This is a genomic window from Peribacillus sp. NPDC097198, assembly GCF_044762055.1.
Taxonomy (GTDB): domain Bacteria; phylum Bacillota; class Bacilli; order Bacillales; family DSM-1321; genus Peribacillus.
In genome coordinates this window covers 43594-58941 of the sequence record NZ_JBIWDO010000017.1, presented here as the reverse complement: position 1 = coordinate 58941, position 15348 = coordinate 43594, and the positions used below count along the sequence as shown (strand labels likewise).

Annotated in this window: 14 protein-coding genes, 1 rRNA gene and 1 other annotated feature; all 15 genes read left to right on the top strand. The window is 42.3% G+C overall.

What is annotated here, in order from left to right:
- Positions 1-90, top strand: a 5S ribosomal RNA gene (rrf, locus tag ACIQXQ_RS19540); the annotation flags it as partial.
- A gap of 261 nt (positions 91-351) precedes the next feature.
- A complete protein-coding gene (locus ACIQXQ_RS19535; RefSeq protein WP_402875761.1) occupies positions 352-813 on the top strand; it encodes a CtsR family transcriptional regulator in 462 nt (153 codons plus the stop codon).
- Between the two features lie 21 nt (positions 814-834).
- Entirely contained in the window at positions 835-1386 is a 552-nt protein-coding gene (gene mcsA / locus ACIQXQ_RS19530; protein ID WP_402875759.1) for a protein-arginine kinase activator protein McsA, read from the top strand.
- A complete protein-coding gene (mcsB, locus tag ACIQXQ_RS19525; RefSeq protein ID WP_402959589.1) occupies positions 1383-2459 on the top strand; it encodes a protein-arginine kinase McsB in 1077 nt (358 codons plus the stop codon). The genes mcsA and mcsB overlap by 4 nt, the downstream gene beginning before the upstream one ends.
- 108 nt (positions 2460-2567) lie before the next feature.
- Complete coding sequence (gene clpC, locus ACIQXQ_RS19520; protein WP_402959587.1) at positions 2568-5009, top strand: ATP-dependent protease ATP-binding subunit ClpC; 2442 nt, start codon at positions 2568-2570, stop codon at positions 5007-5009.
- Positions 5010-5219: 210 nt separating this feature from the next.
- On the top strand, positions 5220-6608 hold the full coding sequence (gene radA / locus ACIQXQ_RS19515) for a DNA repair protein RadA (RefSeq protein WP_402959585.1): 1389 nt from the start codon (positions 5220-5222) through the stop codon (positions 6606-6608).
- A gap of 2 nt (positions 6609-6610) precedes the next feature.
- Complete coding sequence (gene disA, locus ACIQXQ_RS19510) at positions 6611-7684, top strand: DNA integrity scanning diadenylate cyclase DisA (protein WP_402875752.1); 1074 nt, start codon at positions 6611-6613, stop codon at positions 7682-7684.
- A gap of 228 nt (positions 7685-7912) precedes the next feature.
- Positions 7913-9010: a PIN/TRAM domain-containing protein gene (locus tag ACIQXQ_RS19505; RefSeq protein ID WP_402959583.1), complete on the top strand. Its 1098-nt coding sequence runs from the start codon at positions 7913-7915 to the stop codon at positions 9008-9010.
- Positions 9011-9031: 21 nt separating this feature from the next.
- Positions 9032-9718 (top strand): 2-C-methyl-D-erythritol 4-phosphate cytidylyltransferase, encoded by a 687-nt coding sequence (gene ispD, locus ACIQXQ_RS19500; protein WP_402875748.1) that lies wholly within the window; start codon positions 9032-9034, stop codon positions 9716-9718.
- A gap of 17 nt (positions 9719-9735) precedes the next feature.
- Positions 9736-10215: a 2-C-methyl-D-erythritol 2,4-cyclodiphosphate synthase gene (gene ispF, locus ACIQXQ_RS19495; protein ID WP_402875747.1), complete on the top strand. Its 480-nt coding sequence runs from the start codon at positions 9736-9738 to the stop codon at positions 10213-10215.
- 88 nt (positions 10216-10303) lie between these two features.
- On the top strand, positions 10304-11755 hold the full coding sequence (gene gltX, locus ACIQXQ_RS19490) for a glutamate--tRNA ligase (protein WP_402875745.1): 1452 nt from the start codon (positions 10304-10306) through the stop codon (positions 11753-11755).
- 48 nt (positions 11756-11803) lie between these two features.
- Positions 11804-12048, top strand: a binding site (T-box leader).
- A gap of 77 nt (positions 12049-12125) precedes the next feature.
- Positions 12126-12776 (top strand): serine O-acetyltransferase, encoded by a 651-nt coding sequence (gene cysE, locus ACIQXQ_RS19485; protein ID WP_402875743.1) that lies wholly within the window; start codon positions 12126-12128, stop codon positions 12774-12776.
- Between the two features lie 2 nt (positions 12777-12778).
- A complete protein-coding gene (gene cysS, locus ACIQXQ_RS19480; protein ID WP_402959581.1) occupies positions 12779-14179 on the top strand; it encodes a cysteine--tRNA ligase in 1401 nt (466 codons plus the stop codon).
- Positions 14180-14182: 3 nt separating this feature from the next.
- Positions 14183-14599: a Mini-ribonuclease 3 gene (locus ACIQXQ_RS19475; RefSeq protein ID WP_402875740.1), complete on the top strand. Its 417-nt coding sequence runs from the start codon at positions 14183-14185 to the stop codon at positions 14597-14599.
- 3 nt (positions 14600-14602) lie between these two features.
- Positions 14603-15346: a 23S rRNA (guanosine(2251)-2'-O)-methyltransferase RlmB gene (rlmB, locus tag ACIQXQ_RS19470; protein ID WP_402875738.1), complete on the top strand. Its 744-nt coding sequence runs from the start codon at positions 14603-14605 to the stop codon at positions 15344-15346.
- Positions 15347-15348: the final 2 nt, after the last annotated feature.

Here is a 15348-nt window from a genome sequence, read left to right as displayed (position 1 = left end):
ACCCGTTCCCATTCCGAACACGGCAGTTAAGCTCTTCAGCGCCGATGGTAGTTGGGGGTTTCCCCCTGTGAGAGTAGGACGCCGCCAAGCCATTTTAAAGGTCAGCCATTAGGCTGGCCTTTTTTTGCGTTCTAAAAGTACGATTAAAGGATTAAGGTGGTTTTGAATATATCCATTAGGGGTAATTATAAAGATATTTTAATTTTACCGTGTGCAATAGGTATGTAACTACATATAATTTGGAGAAAATAGGTAATGCAAAAAGAAGTTAGTGCGTTTTAATTTGCAATATGCATTTTTCCTTGTATAATAATAGTCAAATATAGTCAAAGTCAGATTGGAGGAGGTTGAGTGAGAAACATATCTGATATTATCGAAACTTATTTGAAGCAAGTGCTAGAAATAAGTCAGAAAGATATCCTAGAAATTAAAAGAAGTGAAATAGCAGATAAATTTCAGTGTGTTCCTTCTCAAATCAATTACGTAATTAATACCAGGTTTACAATCGAAAGAGGCTATGTTGTTGAGAGTAAGCGTGGCGGTGGCGGGTATATTCGGATTATGAAGGTGAAATCGCAGGATTACGTGCAACTCATCAACCAGTTATTATCCCTTATTGGTTCCAGAGTGCCTCAATCTATGGCGGAAGGGGTCATCGCTCGGCTGATGAGCGAGGAAGTCATTAATGAAAGGGAAGCTAAAATCATGATGAGTGTCATTGATAGATCCGTCATCTATATAGACCTACCTGATCGTGATGAATTAAGGGCGCGAATTTTATCAGCCATGCTTACAACTTTAAAATATAAATAAACTGGCAGAGGTGATGAATGAATGATTTGTCAAGAATGCCATCAAAGACCTGCGACTCTTCACTTTACCAAAATCATTAATGGAAAAAAGACTGAAGTCATGATTTGTGAGAAATGTGCTCAGGAAAAAGGTGAGATGTTCATGGATGCGGGTGGGCATGGATTTTCAATAAATAATTTGTTAGCAGGATTGTTAAATATCGAGTCGAATATTCAACAGACAAAGGCTAATTCATTTCCTATGACAGAAGAAAAACGCTGTCCTCATTGTCATCGTTCATATAAGGAATTCGTCCATATTGGAAAGTTTGGATGTGCCGAGTGTTATAAAACGTTCAATGATCAGTTAAATCCGATTCTAAAGAGGGTTCATAGCGGAAATACTGCACACATTGGGAAAATCCCAAAAAGAATTGGTGGCGGTATTTACCTTCGAAAACAAATTTCTGACTTAAAAGAGAATTTAAAGGTACACATCGAACAGGAAGAGTTCGAGAAGGCGGCCGAAGTAAGAGATAAGGTTCGTTCCCTTGAAAAAAGGTATGAGGCACAGGAGGGGGGCGATGAATCATGAGTTTGGAGAAATTTATGGAGAACGCTTTGAGTTCCTGGATGAATCATGAAGGTCCAGAAATGGATATTGTATTAAGTTCACGAATTCGTTTAGCCAGAAATTTTAAAGACTTTACCTTTCCTACCGCCTTTTCCAATGAAGAGGCAAAAGAAATCATTGAATTAGTGAAGAAAAGAATTGAAGAGGAAATTACCCAAGAGATTGGCAAGCTGGAACTTCTGGAAATTGATCAAATGCAGTCACTGGAAAAGAGAGTGCTTGTTGAAAAACATTTGATCAGCCCACATTTAGTGGAAGAATCGGCAAAAGGGGCATGCCTTCTTTCCGAGAATGAAGAAATAAGCATCATGGTTAACGAAGAGGACCATCTCCGAATCCAGTGCTTGATGTCAGGATTGCAACTTAAGGAAACCTTAAGACTCGCAAATGTTCTTGACGATTGGATTGAAGAATCCATAGACTATGCATATGATGAAGAAAGAGGATACTTAACTAGCTGTCCGACTAATGTGGGAACAGGATTGAGGGCCTCAGTCATGATGCATCTCCCGGGTCTTGTACTAACTCAGCAAATGAATCATATTATACCGGCCATTAATCAATTGGGACTGGTGGTTCGCGGGATTTATGGAGAGGGCAGTCAAGCTCTAGGAAACATCTTTCAAATCTCCAACCAGATCACTCTCGGAAAATCCGAGAAGGATATCGTGGAGGATCTAACGAGTGTAGTTCAGCAGATCATTGCCCAGGAAAGGTCAGCCAGAGATGCATTAGTGAAGACCTCTCACATACAATTAGAGGATAGGGTTTTCCGATCCTATGGTATATTATCAAATGCCCGAATCATTGGGACCAAGGAAGCAGCTACCTGTATCTCCGATGTTAGGTTAGGGATAGATATAGGATATATAAAAAACATTTCAAAAAGCATCCTAAATGAGTTAATGATTCTGACTCAGCCAGGCTTTTTACAAAAATACGCAGGTGGACCTTTAAGGACACATGAAAGGGATATCCGTCGAGCAGCTCTTATACGAGAACACTTGGATTTCACAGAATCCTCCTTCTCATAGAAAAGTCAATCGATCATCTGCTATACATGTTAAAGCGAAGCATCTGCAAGATTTTATGCAGAGTCAAAAGCTTTATTCAAAACGAAAATTCTAAAGGAGGAATTCCCTATGATGTTTGGTCGTTTTACTGAAAGAGCCCAGAAAGTATTAGCATTAGCCCAAGAAGAAGCTATCCGGTTAGGTCATAATAATATTGGTACGGAGCACATCCTTTTAGGTTTAGTTCGCGAGGGAGACGGTATTGCAGCCAAAGCATTATACGCTCTCGGATTAGGTGCGGAAAAGATCCAGAAAGAAGTGGAAAACTTAATCGGCCGTGGCCAGGACAAAGCCCAAACGATTCATTATACGCCAAGAGCGAAGAAAGTCATTGAACTATCCATGGATGAAGCAAGGAAATTAGGTCATTCATATGTAGGCACAGAACATGTACTCCTTGGACTTATTCGAGAAGGAGAAGGTGTAGCAGCCCGTGTGTTAAATAACCTTGGCGTCAGTTTAAATAAAGCAAGACAGCAAGTATTACAACTATTAGGTAGCAATGAGTCAGGTGGACATCAAGGTTCAACCGCCTCTAATGCAAGCACTCCAACCCTTGATAGTCTTGCTCGTGATTTAACGGCCATCGCTCGTGAAGACAGCTTGGACCCTGTCATTGGTAGAGGCAAGGAAATTCAGCGTGTCATCGAAGTGTTGAGCAGACGCACGAAGAATAACCCTGTATTAATTGGTGAGCCAGGGGTGGGTAAAACTGCTATTGCTGAAGGCCTAGCACAGCAAATCATCAATAATGAGGTTCCTGAAATCCTACGTGATAAACGTGTCATGACACTTGATATGGGGACGGTCGTAGCGGGGACGAAATACCGTGGTGAATTCGAGGATCGATTAAAGAAAGTGATGGACGAAATCCGTCAAGCAGGAAATATCATCTTGTTTATTGATGAATTGCATACATTGATTGGTGCTGGTGGGGCGGAAGGTGCCATCGATGCATCTAATATCCTTAAGCCATCATTGGCCCGTGGTGAACTGCAATGTATCGGTGCAACCACATTGGATGAGTACCGTAAATATATCGAAAAGGATGCTGCACTCGAACGCCGCTTCCAACCCATCCAAGTGGATGAACCAACAACAGAAGAGTCCATTCAAATTCTTAAAGGGTTACGTGACCGGTATGAAGCCCATCACCGTGTATCAATCACTGATGAGGCTATCGATGCGGCTGTTAAGTTATCTGATCGATATATTTCCGACCGTTTCCTTCCGGATAAAGCAATCGATTTAATTGATGAAGCAGGTTCGAAAGTCCGGTTGCGTTCATATACTACACCTCCAAACTTAAAAGAACTTGAAGTGAAATTAGATGAAGTCCGGAAAGAAAAGGACGCTTCCGTTCAAAGCCAGGAGTTTGAAAAGGCTGCATCGCTTCGTGATACGGAGCAACGCTTAAGAGAACAATTGGAAGAAACAAAGAAAACGTGGAAAGAGAAACAAGGGCAAGAAAATAGTGAAGTGACGGTGGAAGACATCGCACATGTCGTATCCAGCTGGACTGGAGTCCCGGTTACTAAATTGGCACAAACGGAGTCAGATAAACTTCTAAATATGGAATCTATTCTCCATGATCGTGTAATTGGTCAGGAAGAGGCTGTTATAGCCGTTTCCAAAGCAGTACGACGTGCAAGAGCGGGGCTGAAGGATCCTAAACGTCCAATCGGCTCATTCATCTTCCTAGGGCCAACAGGAGTCGGTAAAACGGAACTTGGTCGTGCATTGGCTGAATCCATGTTCGGTGATGAAGATGCCATGATCCGTATCGACATGTCGGAATATATGGAGAAACATTCAACTTCACGCCTAGTTGGTTCTCCTCCAGGCTATGTGGGATATGAGGAGGGCGGACAACTGACTGAAAAAGTACGTAGAAAGCCATACTCCGTCGTTCTACTTGATGAAATTGAAAAGGCACATCCAGATGTATTCAACATTCTTCTACAGGTCCTTGAAGACGGAAGATTGACGGATTCAAAAGGCCGTACTGTTGATTTCAGGAACACGATTCTGATTATGACATCGAATGTCGGAGCTTCTGCATTGAAGACTGATAAGTATGTAGGCTTCAATATTCAGGACACTGGTCAAGACTACAAAAATATGAAAGGGAAAGTGATGGAAGAATTAAAACGTGCTTTCCGTCCAGAATTCCTGAATCGTATTGATGAGACGATCGTCTTCCATTCATTAGAAAAGGATCATTTGAAACAAATCGTTACGTTGATGTCCAATCAGCTCATCTCCCGTTTGAAGGAACAGGAAATTTTCTTAGAGCTTACAGATGCAGCTAGAGAAAAAGTAGCATCTGAAGGATATGATCCGGAATATGGGGCACGTCCAATTCGCAGGGCACTACAAAAACATGTCGAAGATTACCTATCTGAAGAACTGCTCAAAGGAAATGTGAAAAAAGGGCAAACGGTCGTGATGGATGTCGTGGACAATAAATTTGCGGTCAGAAATGGCGATCCCGTCAACATAAGTGAATAAAGTCATTCTTTAACTTCGAGGTACACTCAGATTTCTCAGCAGTGTACCTCTGTTTTTATTCATGACGAAATTGTACCTAGAGGAACTACTCTATAAGATGAATCGAATAGAGAGTAAAAATAAATTTCTTAATAACTTTAAATAAGAAGGATTAAATAAAACCAATATATAATATCTTTTACATGAGTATTATGAGAAAGAGGAGTTACTATGGCAGCAAAAAAGAAAACGAAATTCATGTGTCAATCTTGTGGGTATGAGTCAGCAAAATGGATGGGAAAATGCCCTGGATGCGGGGAATGGAACAAGATGGTTGAAGAGACGGAGATTGTTAAGCCAGCTCGAAAGGGAGCATTTACCCATTCAGAAGTGAGGGGATCTGCAGAGCGTGAAAAGGCGACACCCATCACAACCATTCAGTCGGACAAAGAACCACGCATTACGACGGATTTGGCAGAATTGAATCGTGCACTTGGCGGTGGTATTGTCCAAGGATCACTTGTATTGATCGGCGGAGACCCGGGGATAGGCAAATCAACACTCCTTTTGCAAGTGTCTGCACAATTAGCTCATAAACAGAAGAAAGTATTATATATTTCTGGGGAAGAATCCATCAAACAAACGAAGTTAAGAGCGGATCGGTTAGGAGCGATGTCGGAGAACTTATTGGTGTATGCCGAGACCGATATGGACTATATCCAGCAGGCCATCCAAGAGGTAAAGCCAGACCTGGTCATCATTGATTCCATTCAAACCGTGTACCATTCGGAAGTGACTTCAGCCCCGGGAAGCGTTTCCCAAGTGAGGGAATGTACATCTTCTTTAATGCGCATTGCCAAGACCAATGGAATTGCCATTTTTATCGTGGGACATGTTACAAAAGAAGGGGCGATTGCCGGACCTCGTCTGCTTGAACATATGGTGGATACCGTTTTATATTTTGAGGGAGAAAGACACCATACATATCGGATAATCCGTGCAGTCAAGAATCGATTCGGTTCGACAAATGAAATGGGCATTTTTGAGATGAAGGAACATGGTTTGGAAGAAGTGGCGAATCCATCGGAAATCTTCCTTGAGGAGCGTTCCCAAGGTGCTTCAGGATCGACCGTTGTCGCCTCGATGGAGGGGACAAGACCAGTACTTGTCGAAATACAAGCCCTGATATCACCGACTAGTTTCGGAAACCCAAGGAGAATGGCCACTGGAATTGACCATAACCGAGTTTCACTTTTAATGGCAGTTTTAGAAAAGAGAGTCGGTTTGCTCCTGCAAAACCAAGATGCGTACCTAAAAGTCGCGGGGGGCGTTAAATTGGATGAACCAGCCATAGATCTGGCAGTTGCCATTAGTATTGCATCAAGTTTCCGTGACAAGTCCACGAATCCAGCCGATTGCATTATTGGTGAAGTGGGGTTGACGGGGGAAGTTAGAAGGGTCTCCCGGATTGAACAACGAGTTCAGGAGGCAGCGAAGCTCGGATTTGAACGGGTCATCATCCCAGCCAATAATATAGGGGGCTGGACTGCTCCAAATGGCATCAAAATCATTGGGGTTTCATCAGTTTCTGAGGCGCTTCACCATACGCTAGGGGGTTAAGGATGACAGAGAAAAAAGGGTATGAGAAAACAAAGTTGGAGATTTTGCAAATTGTGGCCCCAGGCACACCTCTTCGAGAAGGAATTGAAAATGTATTAAGGGCGAATACGGGTGGATTGATTGTTGTGGGGTACAACGAAAAAGTACGAGCGATTGTGGATGGTGGTTTCCAAATTAACTGTGCCTGTACCCCAAGTACATTATATGAGTTGGCAAAAATGGATGGAGCCATCATTTTGAACGAGAAGGCCGACAAAATCATATTTGCCAATGCACAATTGGTCCCGGATAATAGTGCGCCATCTACAGAGACCGGAATGAGGCATCGAACAGCGGAAAGGGTAGCGAGGGAGACGAAATCATTAGTGATTGCCATTTCTCAGCGGAGGACTGTTATCACCCTATACCAGGGGAATTTTCGATATGCCCTTAAAGATATAGGAGTCATCCTCGCGAAAGCCAATCTGGCCATCCAGACCCTGGAAAAGTATAAGGTCGTGCTACAGCAGAGCATTTCGGTATTGGGAGCCCTCGAATTCGAGGAAATAGTAACGTACGAGGATCTTTTGCAAGTGTTCCACCGGTACGTGATGGTTCTTCGAATCAAAGCGGAGTTACTGACATACCTCAATGAACTGGGTACAGAAGGTAGGCTGATTCGCCTGCAGATGAATGAGATATTAGCAGATATCGAAACAGAAGGAAAATGGCTTATCAAAGATTACTCGTCCAATAAGGAAGATAATCCGGAGGAAACCATTCTTCGCCTTCAGGAACTTGCCATGCAGGAAAAGCTAGATGAGAGCATCCTGCTGAAGATACTGGGGTACCAGGGTCATATTCATGTAGATGCCCCTGTCCATGCCAGGGGGTACCGAATCCTTCATAAAATCCCCCGATTACCAGGTCTGATCATCGATAATCTAGTGAAACAATTTGATTGCTTTAAAGAAATCAATAAGGCGACGGTTGAGCAACTTGATGAAGTGGAAGGAATTGGGGAAGTTCGCGCGAATAAAATTAGAGAGGGTCTTCGGATATTAAAAAATCAACTTGTCACTAATCGAAGGATGTAAAGTGATCCCACTTTCTAAATTTTCCTATTTTAGCTTGAAATTGAATAGTGTTTATTTTTGACACCCAAAACCCAGGATGCTAGGCTAAAATTACGATAAAGAGAAGGGACAATATGGATACATCACAGGAGTCCTTCAGGGAATTTCTTGATATATAGTGAAAACGAATTTTCAATGGTTTCATTTTTTTTGGATTGGTCAATAATGAGAAGAGGGAGGTGAAAGGGAATGTTAAAACGCATTATACAGGCATGTTTCTTAATAATTGGTGGGACACTTGGTATGCTACTTATTCCTGAATTATTAAGTGTTGTCCATGCAGATGATATTGCTTTATTAAACAATCCTTATGTTAGTGTACTGTTGGGTGCTATTATCTTTTATCTTATTACTTTTTGGGCAGTAGATCATGTGGTCTATTTTATGAAGTGGTTAGAAGAACAACTGGTTAAGTTTCCAATTACCGATATAATTTTTGGAAGTGTGGGCCTTTTAGTTGGTCTGCTTGCGGCGTTTTTAGTAGGGTCGGCCTTCAGTGCGATTCGAGTCCCCATTTTAAATACAGTCGTGCCTATTATTCTTACGCTTTTATTTGGATACCTAGGGTTTCAGGTCGGTTTTAAAAAGCGTGATGAACTGCTGAATCTTTTCTCCAAAAACAATAAGAAAAAAGCCTCTGACGGGGAAATGGCCGAAGAGGATGAGGAAGGCTACAGCAAACGGTTGAAGATCCTCGATACAAGCGTTATCATTGATGGGAGAATTGCGGATATTTGTCAGACCGGCTTCCTCGAAGGAACCATCGTGATACCTCAGTTTGTATTAAATGAGCTTCAACACATTGCGGATTCCTCTGATGCCTTGAAAAGAAACCGGGGTCGAAGGGGCTTGGATATCCTGAATAGGATTCAAAGAGACCTTCCGATTAAAGTGGAGATGTACGAAGGGGATTTCGAAGACATCCAGGAAGTCGATAGTAAATTAGTGAAGCTTGCCAAGATTTCAGGTGGCATGGTGGTCACTAATGATTTCAATTTAAATAAAGTATGCGAGTTCCAAAATGTAGCGGTCCTCAATATAAATGACTTAGCGAACGCCGTAAAACCCGTCGTACTACCCGGGGAAGAAATGAATGTACAGGTGATTAAGGATGGGAAAGAGCAAAATCAAGGTGTTGCCTATTTGGATGATGGGACGATGATCGTTGTCGAAGGCGGACGCGATTATATTGGAAAACGTATTGATGTCCTTGTGACAAGCGTTCTTCAAACATCAGCGGGTCGGATGATCTTTGCTAAACCTAAACTATTAGAAAAAGCATTATAAAGAAGAGTAGGAGAAACCGTTATGTTTTATGAAGTAGTGATACCTGCAGCCGGACAAGGAAAGAGAATGAAGGCCGGCAAGAACAAGCTTTTTATTGAACTATCGGGTACCCCGATCATTGTCTACACCCTTCGTGTCTTTGAAGAGGATCCAAACTGCCGGGGTATTTTCCTTTCGATAAACCCAACAGAAGAGGATTACTTCAAGGAAATGGTGGCTTCCTTCGGATTTAAGAAGGTCAAGAAACTCGTTGAAGGTGGTAAGGAACGTCAACAGAGCGTCCATAATGCATTGAAGTATGTGAGGGAAGAGATAATTCTAGTCCATGACGGGGCACGTCCTTTTATCGCCCAAGAGCAAATTAGTGAATTAACGTCCGCAGCCAGTCTCCATGGTGGAGCCATCATTGCAGTCCCCGTAAAGGATACGATTAAAAAAGCAAATGACAGGTCAGTCACGGAAACAGTGGAACGATCAAGCTTGTGGGCGGTACAGACACCACAAGCTTTTCGTGCATCCATATTAATTAACGCCCATGAAAAAGCGGAAGCGGAGTCGTATTTAGGTACGGATGATTCAAGCTTGCTAGAACGGATCGATGAACAGGTAGTCATTATTGAAGGCAATTATGATAATATTAAGATTACGACTCAGGAAGATTTATATTTTGCGGACGCGATTTTACATAAACAACAACTTGAAAAGTGAAGATAGGGGAGAATGAGATGTTTCGAATTGGCCAGGGATATGACGTACATCAGCTAGTTGAAGGTAGGCCTTTAATAATTGGAGGGATAACAATCCCGCATGAGAAAGGGTTACTTGGGCATTCAGATGCTGATGTATTGCTACATACGGTTGCAGATGCTTGTTTGGGTGCAATTGGTGCAGGTGATATCGGCAAGCATTTTCCGGATACCGATCCGGAATTTAAGGATGCTGATTCCGCTAAGTTATTGCAGTATATTTGGGCAATCGTCAAAAAAGAAGGTTATGAGTTGGGTAATGCAGACTGTACAATTATTGCCCAAAGCCCTAAAATGGCGCCGTATATTGAAGAAATGCGTGTAAGGATAGCAGAGCTTTTAGATGCTTCAGTGGATCAAATCAATGTGAAGGCGACTACGACCGAGAAACTTGGATTCACGGGCAGAAGCGAGGGAATCGCAGCACAGGCTGTTGTCTTGTTGGTTAAAACTAACTGATTGTCGTTTAGGTGGAAACCTTTATTCCCTTGAGGTTAAATGGTAAAATAAAACGAAGAAAAGAGAGACTGGGAGGTCTATATATATCATGAACAGCGATATTCGAGTTCGCTATGCACCAAGTCCGACTGGACATTTACATATAGGAAATGCGAGGACTGCTTTATTTAATTATCTGTATGCACGTCATAATGGTGGAAAATTCATAATCCGCATTGAAGATACTGACAAAAAAAGAAATATAGAGGGCGGAGAAGAAAGCCAACTGAAGTATTTAAAATGGCTTGGAATGGATTGGGATGAAGGCGTTGATATTGGCGGGGAGTTCGCACCGTATCGTCAATCAGAGCGGAACGACATTTATCAAGGGTTGTACCAAGAGCTTCTTGACAAAGGGTTGGCTTATAAATGCTATTGTACGGAAGAAGAGCTTGAAGCAGAACGTGAAGGACAGGTTGAAAGGAACGAAACACCCAAGTATTCCGGTAAGTGTCGTCATTTAACAGCGGAAGATCAAGCAAAACTAGAGGCTGAAGGCAGAAAACCGAGTATTCGATTCGCCGTTCCTTCGGGCAGAGTCCTTACTTTCAAAGATATGGTTAAGGATGATGTTTCATTTGAGACGGATGGCTTTGGCGATTTTGTCATTATCAAAAAAGATGGAATCCCGACGTATAACTTTGCGGTAGCGGTCGATGACCACCTAATGAAGATTTCGCATGTACTTCGCGGTGATGACCATATTTCTAATACACCTAAGCAATTAATGATTTATGAAGCATTCGGGTGGGAGCCTCCTGTGTTCGGACACATGACGTTGATCGTCAATGAAAGCCGGAAAAAATTAAGTAAGCGTGATGAATCAATTATCCAATTCATCGAACAATATGAAGAGTTGGGTTACTTGCCTGAAGCTTTATTCAACTTCATTGCTTTACTTGGATGGTCACCAGGCGGCGAGGAAGAGATCTTCCCTAAGGAAGAGTTCATTAAACTTTTCGAAGCGGACCGTCTATCCAAATCACCGGCCCTATTCGATAAGCAAAAACTCACTTGGATGAATAATCAGTATGTGAAGCAATTGGATGAGGAACGTGCAGTGCAATTGTCCATCCCTCACCTAGTGAAGGCCGGCAAGATTTCTGAAACACGTTCTCCGGAAGAAGAAGAGTGGGTGCGTGGTCTAGTTTCTCTTTATCAAGAACAGATGAGTTATGGGGCGGAAATCGTTGAACTTTCCGAACTATTCTTCAAAGATGATCTTGAATATGAGCCTGAAGCGAAAGAAGTCCTAGCGGAGGAACAAGTACCTGAAGTCATGGAAGCCTTCCTTAAAGAAATAGAAGGGCTTGAGGAATTTAAAGCCGACGAAATCAAGAAATCGATCAAAGCGGTACAAAAAAGCACAGGACATAAGGGTAAAAAGTTATTCATGCCAATCCGTGCGGCGGTGACTGGTCAAACTCATGGTCCTGACCTACCAAAAGCGATTTCCCTACTGGGCAAAGAAAAAATTAAACAACGCATTCTAAGTATTTAATATTAACAATTAGACAAAAATGTAATATAGTAATTAATAATCTTACAAAAGAACGCGTAGATAGGGAGAAGTAAGTAAACGAAGCTTATTAGAGAGAACCATAACCTGCTGAAAATGGTTCAAGCCTCTCGTTTTCCGAAATGCACCCTTGAGTCCTTTGCTGAACTAACCTCTAGTAGGCATAGGCGGAATGTCCTCCGTTACAGGATAAAAGTTGGGAATGGAACAAGTTGGCCTTTGGTCCTGCTATTCATTCCAAACAGAGTGGAACCGCGCTTCAAAGCGTCTCTGTCTATTTGGACAGAGGCGCTTTTTTATATGCTTTAAAATAAGGGATGACTAAAAGGATATAGCATAGGGGGGAATCATCATGTTAAAGATGTTTAAAGAGGATATCGAAGTGGTTTTTGAACAGGATCCTGCAGCGCGTAGCTATTTAGAAGTTATTTTAACGTATGCAGGGTTGCATGCAATATGGAGTCATCGGATGGCTCATGTACTATACAAGAAAAAGTTCTTTTTCCTGGCCAGAAGTGTATCACAAATCAGTCGGTTTTTTACCGGGGTTGAGATTCACCCCGGGGCTACAATAGGTCGTCGTTTCTTCATCGATCATGGGATGGGGATTGTCATTGGTGAGACATGCGAGATTGGTGACAATGTCTCTGTCTTCCAAGGAGTGACACTTGGAGGAACGGGAAAGGAAAAAGGCAAACGTCATCCTACGATAAAAGATAACGTATTGATTGCCACGGGAGCCAAAGTGCTTGGCTCGATTACCGTCGGTGAAAATTCCAAAATTGGTGCAGGCTCGGTCGTTTTAAAGGAAGTGCCCGCTAATTCAACGGTGGTTGGCATTCCTGGAAAAGTCGTCATTCAAGATGGCATAAAAATCAAGAAAGATTTTAATCATTCAGATCTTCCTGATCCAATTGCTGACCGTCTAAAGGAAATGGATAGGGAAATTCATGCTTTGAAAACAGAGTTAGCAAAATGGAAGCAGGAAGAAAGGAGTTTATAAAAATGGCGATAAAAATATATAACACAGCGACTAGACAGAAGGAAACCTTCGTACCGATGGAAGAAGGAAAAGTGAAAATGTATGTATGCGGGCCTACAGTCTATAACTACATTCATATTGGGAATGCTAGGCCAGCAATCGTATTCGATACCGTGAGAAGATACTTGGAGTATAGAGGATACGATGTGCATTTCGTTTCGAATTTCACGGATGTGGATGATAAGCTAATTCGAGCTGCCAAAGAACTAGGGGAGGATGTCCCAACCATCTCAGAGCGTTTTATTCAAGCGTATTTTGAAGATGTTTCTGCTCTAGGTTGCAAAAAAGCGGATGAACATCCAACCGTAATGGAAAACATGGATACAATCATTGAATTCATTTCGACGTTGATTGAAAAAGGCTATGCGTATGAATCCGAAGGGGATGTGTATTTTCGCACTCGTAAATTCGATGGGTATGGGAAGTTGTCTCATCAGTCCATTGATGAACTGCGGGTCGGAGCTCGTATTGAAGTCGGCGAGAAGAAGCAGGATGCGCTTGACTTTGCCCTCTGGAAAGCGGCGAAGGCTGGCGAAATTTCTTGGGAAAGCCCATGGGGGATGGGGCGCCCTGGCTGGCATATAGAATGCTCAGCGATGGTTAAGAAGTACCTTGGTGATACGATTGATATCCATGCAGGCGGTCAGGATTTAGCTTTTCCCCATCATGAAAATGAAATTGCACAATCCGAGGCGTTAACGGGAAAATCCTTTGCGAATTATTGGATGCACAATGGATACATCAATATTGATAATGAAAAAATGTCGAAGTCATTAGGCAATTTTATTCTTGTTCATGACATCATACAGAAGTATGACCCACAAGTATTGCGTTTCTTTATGTTATCCGTACATTATCGTCATCCAATCAATTATAGTGAAGAAGTGCTTGAAAATGTAACGGCTGCTCTCGATCGCTTGAAAACGTCCTATCAAAACCTGAAACATCGCCTTCAAGTAAGCGATGGGTTAACAGAAAATAATGAGGTATGGTTGCAGAAAATCGATGAACTGCACGAACAATTCATTAAGGAAATGGACGATGATTTCAATACGGCGAACGCGATATCCATTCTTTTTGAACTGTCTAAGCAAGCGAATTATTACTTGATGGAGAAGAATACTAACCAGGAAGTCATTAAAGCTTTTCTTGGTAAATTCCAAAATCTACTCTCCGTCCTGGGCTTTTCCCTTGAAGAGGAAGAGGGATTATTGGACGAGGAAATCGAGAGTTTAATTCAACAAAGGATTCAAGCTAGGAAAGACCGTAACTTTGGGTTGTCTGATGAGATTCGTGATCGTCTAAAGAACATGAACATTATATTAGAGGATACCCCTCAAGGTACAAGATGGAAAAGAGGGTAACAGATGCTTCAATATGATAATAAGGTAGACGAAAAAATGTTAAATAGTCTTGCTCTAGCCTATATGGGAGATGCCGTATACGAAACCTACATACGGCATCACCTTATTCAAAACGGGGCAGTTAAGCCTAATCTGCTTCATAAAAAAGCGACATCTTTTGTATCGGCTAAAGCGCAGAGCAAAATCATTCACTTTTTTCTAGAGTCAGGTTGGTTATCAGAAGAAGAGACCGCTGTCGTCCGTAGAGGTCGTAATGCGAAGTCCGGGTCGGTTCCGAAGAATACAGATGTGCAAACGTATCGGTATAGCACTGCCTTTGAGGCGCTTATGGGCTTTCTGTATTTATCCGGCCGAATAGAAAGAATGGAAGACCTTGTTGAAAAATCAATTCAATTCATTGAAGAAGAAAAGGGGAAATAACCCATGAGTGAAGAATTTATCATTGGAAGAAACCCCGTCTTGGAAGCACTTCGCTCCGAACGGGATATTAATAAAATTTGGATATCAGAGGGCTCACAGAAAGGGTCCATGCTTCCGCTAATCGGACTTGCAAAAGAAAAAAAGGTATTCGTACAAATCGTACCTAAGAAAAAAATAGACCAAATGGTAGAAGGTATCCATCAAGGAGTCGTAGCGCAAGTCGCAGCTTACGATTATGTAGAGTTGGACGATTTATTTGCCAAAGCGGCTGAACGGGATGAGGCTCCCTTCTTCATGATTCTGGATGAAGTAGAAGATCCACATAATCTAGGGTCAATCATGAGAACAGCGGATGCGGTCGGAGCTCACGGAATCATCATTCCAAAGCGTAGAGCAGTTGGTTTAACGGCAACGGTTGCGAAAGCATCGACAGGGGCCATTGAGTATATTCCGGTTGCACGGGTCACGAATTTGGCAAGAGCAGTCGAAGAGTTAAAAGAACGCGGTGTCTGGATTGTGGGTACCGATGCGAAAGGTAGCGATGATTACCGGAACATGGACGGGAATATGCCTATTGGCCTTGTTATTGGAAGTGAAGGCAAGGGAATGGCACGGTTAATGAAAGAAAAATGTGATTTTCTAATTCGTCTTCCTATGGCCGGGAAAGTAACATCATTAAATGCATCGGTGGCAGCAGGTTTATTGATGTATGAGGTCTACAGAAAAAGAAACCCTCTAGGGCAATAATG